The organism is Streptacidiphilus sp. ASG 303, from assembly GCF_020991365.1.
In the GTDB taxonomy this organism is placed as follows: Bacteria; Actinomycetota; Actinomycetes; order Streptomycetales; family Streptomycetaceae; genus Peterkaempfera.
Genome location: NZ_JAJLRA010000126.1, coordinates 1 through 311, shown reverse-complemented (window position 1 = coordinate 311; position 311 = coordinate 1). Strand labels below are relative to the sequence as shown.

General features: G+C 83.3%; 1 pseudogene. It reads right to left on the bottom strand.

Annotated elements, in window-relative coordinates:
* Positions 1-216 (bottom strand): annotated as a pseudogene (locus LO771_RS30200) (deferrochelatase/peroxidase EfeB); the annotation flags it as partial.
* Between the last annotated feature and the right edge of the window lie 95 nt (positions 217-311).

The following is a 311-nucleotide window of genomic DNA, read 5'->3' as shown; positions in this document are numbered from 1 at the left end:
GGCGAAGACGCCGTGGCGCTGCGGCGGGGTGAGGACGCCCGCCTGGTGGCGGCCGTGGACCGGCACCGCGGGCGCCGGCCCGGTGCCGGCGGGGGACGACGCCCGGGCCGTCTCCGCCGCACCCACCGCCGCCGCACCGGCGGCCGCACCGGCCGCCCCCGCCGCCAGCGCGCCGCGCAGGAACGACCTGCGGCCCACTCCCTGCCGCCGGTTCACGAGGTCCTCCTCGGGTCGCACACCGCCGCCACCGGGGCCAGCCGCTCCGCCAGGGCGCCGAAGTAGGCCTCCAGGCGCTCCCGCCGCCCCGCCGG